The following is a 3,747-nucleotide window of genomic DNA, read 5'->3' as shown; positions in this document are numbered from 1 at the left end:
ATATCGCGATCGCAGCCTTCGGCTGCTAGAAAAAATAAACCCCTCCGAAAAAAGAGGGGTTTATCATCAATCTGAGCTGCCTCCATTGAGGCAGCTTTTTTTATGTGAATGAAGCACACCCGTTAAGCGTGTACTTCATTCTTTCACTTTTTACTTCTTAGCAGTAGTCGAACGACGACGAAAGCCAATCGCTGCAGCTAGCAGGGCAAGAATTCCTCCCATTGCTCCACCTGAGCTATCATTGCTTTCTTCTTCTTCCTCTTCAACTACGTCTGCTTGTAGGTCGAAGGTTGCGATGAATGGGTCGTGATCTGAGCTTCTAAATGGACCAACGTCAGTAAAGGCGTAACCGTCTTCATCTGGGTAATAACGAAGCGCTTGATCGTACTGCAACTGGTAAGCTTCAACTGAGTTGATGTTCCAGTGAGCACCGTCAATGGCGTCTGCAAACATGGCTTCACTTGCTAGTACGTGATCTAAACTACCCACCTGTTCAGTTCCGTAGAACCAATATGAGAAGCCTTCTGCATCAAACTCTTCAGCCAAGTTGTGATAGCCGAAGCTAGACTCTACGTCCACTGACGAGCCTTCATCCATACCTGTATTGACCGCAGTCGTAATAGTGTACCCACGAGACTCAGGTGTGTAATCGGTGAGTACAGCTACTGGATCTTCAGCGCTATAAGCGTTTAAGTCGCCTAAGATTACCTTGCGCTCAGGCAGGCTCTCATCACTTAATGCGTTGCCTAATGTTATAGCTGCCGATACACGAAGTGCGTTACAGCTACCCTGAATCGTGGTGATTTCAGACGGCGCCTCTGCCACATCTTCTGCACACTGTGAACCTTTTGATTTAAAGTGATTCACGGCAACAAGGAACGGTTTGCTGCTTTCAGTGTGTACAAACGATTGAAGAAGGCTTGGGCGCATGCGTGCCAGGCTATCTTCATCAATTTGTTGCTCTGGCATAGCAACTACCATGGCATCATTTTCTGGCGTTACTACTGTAGCTTTGTATAACAAGCCTACAGTAATCGCATCCGTACCAATTTCACTGCCATCACTGGTTGCGATGAATGAGTATTGCTCGGTTTCACCAAGTTCAGCGTTAATTGCAGTAACTAGAGATTGGATAGCACTATCTTCGCCAAAACCATCGTTTTCGATTTCCATCAAACCGACAACGTCTGCGTTAAGGTTAACGATAGCTTCAATGATACGACCCTGTTGCAATTCAAACGCCACTTCATCGTCTGCGCCGCGGTTTTCGTCATAATCGAAAGTTACGTCGCCATTTTCATCTACTTCACCATTAAAGTAGTTAAGCACGTTGAACGTAGCAATAGATAGGTTGCCTTCTGTAACCACTGGGTTTGCTTCGCGAGAAGACGTTACTTCGATAACGTCGCTTGGATTAATTCTGTAAGTGCCAAAACTGTAGTTTAGTGGGCCAGCAGCAGAAACCGAATCACCAATGCGAATGGCATTAGCGTAGCTGAAAGTAGGGAAGTAATTAAGCGCATCTGGGTACTGCGAGCTGCTGTTATCTTCGATTGTAAGAAGGCTTGTCTCGCTCGCTTCTTCTGCCGCAGTATAAGCTTCTGACAGAGGCGCAGCTACGTCGCTTGGTTGGCGTTTAATTGTGTCACTCACAACGATTTCACCAAAACGCCACAGGTTGTTTGTACTCGTCACTGTTGCATCAGTCACGCTAACAACCATTCCTTCAACGGTTTCAAGGTCAAGTTCGTACGGCATAGAAAGTTCTACCGCTGCTACAGCATCCGCTGTACCACAATCAAGTGCAGCCACATCACTATCCATAGCAAGTGTGGTCATACCGTAGTTTTCTTCTACTTCACCGTAAAGGCGAACCAGATTACCTGTTTCAACGTCAACGGAACCTTCTACAAATAAGCCTTCAGACGTGGCGTCGTCAGCGTCGTAATCAGACGCTTCTTCTTGGACAAAGAAGCCGCCAGCACGTGTGCCAGTTACAATAGCTTCAATTATAACGTTATTGCCAACTTCAGCAGAGCTGCTTTCACTGCCCTGTATAGCACTAATAAGTGTCGCGTCTGCACCGCAAATACCTAGCTCAACAGCAGGCTCTTCTGGAACTTCTACAACGTCACCGCCACCTTCAGTGGTAAATGTACCCGCTGGAAACGGCGTTGCAGCGTCATTGTTAGTGGTCGAGCCATCAAGCGCGTCAACACCACTGTAAGTCCAGTTAGATGCTTCGAAACTGCCGCCATTTGCTGTTTGACCTGACGTACGGTATGCCCAACCGTCTAGGTACTCCCACGTGGTGCCACTACCGTCGGTGTTGATATCGCCAAACGTGTCAATAACGCTGCCATCTTTAAAAAGCTCAATAGCGTCGTCACCATTAATACCCATTGATGAAGTATCGTAGTCTGGTGCAGAACCGAAAAACGCAGTAAATCCATCAATCTCTGATGCTACGTAGATATAAGTACCAGCGCTTGCAGACGCACCAGCTGGAAACGTAAACTCTTCGCCATCAGTACCGCCGCCGTTGTTTGCAGTTCCAAGGGCATAGGTAGACAAATCTGCTATGTCATTGACTACGAAAAGTTCAACTGCTTTTGGAACACCACCGCTTAACGGTCCATCGATAACACCACTAATGACTAAATCGTTAGCTTGGATGGCGGTTGAAGAAAGTGCAGAAATGATTCCTGCAGATAGTAAAGTTAATGATGTTTTCACGTCATTTTCCCTTTGTAGTTTTCATTATTTTTAATTCACATAATTACTGTTTCTGCATTTGCCGAAATAGAAAAAACAGAGTGATATGCGAAGCGCAATTTTCTTATTGCTTGAACTACACTAAGGGCATTTGTAATGGATAGGAATGACTTAACCTTATTCAAGCTGTTTTTAAAATATTGCTTAAATATCAGCTTCTTATCATCTACAGGTAAGTTTACTCGTACCTTTAACTCTTAACCAAAAGCTAATATAGGTGTTAAGTAATGCTAACGACACGTCCATGTAGGGAGCAAAAGCTTCTAGTAGCGTGGCGTATTCTTGTGGGCTTAGGGTAGAAAATTTCTCACTGTTGACCTTAAACCCCAAGGTCTTGCCATCAAAATGAACGGCTTTAGCCAGCGCACTTTTAACCGTGAAGTCTTCTCCTCCTGCGCTGCGGGCTCTGGCTTTTTTATATAGTTTGGTCAGCTTGCTTGGGACGGCATCTGGGCAGTAGTCTATGGCTTCGTTAATCATCATGGCGTTTTCTACTACTTGGCTACAGGTTTTTACATAACGCTCAATAAATGCGTATTGCGCATTAATAACCTGCTGGTGGCTGACAACAGGTTTAGTGATGTCGATGTTATCGCACGCATACTTTCCATCAACGGTGCCTAGGCAATGTATCTGGGCAAGGTGCAATGAAGTGAGATAACGAAGCACATCCCAACGTGCTTTGCCGACACACGCATCATCAAAGTCGTTGGGTGAGAAGATCACTGTATCTCCGTGAGACCCTTCTTCTGTGAGAAAGCCAAAATTGGAAGTATGACAGTCTCCCATCACGCTGGTGAGGGGAACTGTCTCGCATTCTTTAGGAAAATTGATAAATCCAGCTTTTATATCAGCGTAAAACAACTGCGCACTGCCTCTGTAGAAAACAAAGGGGCTGACCCTGAGGGATCCCCACGAATTTAATTCCATGTGCTTCCGGCCCATGCACTGTCTACTATGGAGCTGTACCAT

The 3,747-nt window shown here is 45.6% G+C and carries 2 protein-coding genes; both read right to left on the bottom strand.

The window, feature by feature from the left end; all coding sequences use genetic code 11:
* Window positions 1–150 precede the first annotated feature (150 nt).
* Window positions 151–2,736: an ExeM/NucH family extracellular endonuclease gene (locus NO989_RS21575; protein WP_371343180.1), complete on the bottom strand. Its 2,586-nt coding sequence runs from the start codon at window positions 2,734–2,736 to the stop codon at window positions 151–153.
* A 201-nt stretch (window positions 2,737–2,937) separates the two neighbouring features.
* A partial coding sequence (locus NO989_RS21570) for a DUF2252 family protein (protein WP_371343179.1) occupies window positions 2,938–3,747 on the bottom strand: 810 nt, incomplete at its 5' end.

The sequence above is a fragment of the Alteromonas sp. DY56-G5 genome, assembly GCF_041414725.1.
GTDB lineage: Bacteria > Pseudomonadota > Gammaproteobacteria > Enterobacterales > Alteromonadaceae > Alteromonas > Alteromonas macleodii.
The sequence above is the reverse complement of the archived record's forward strand: the minus strand, read 5'-3'. Positions and strand labels throughout refer to the sequence as shown.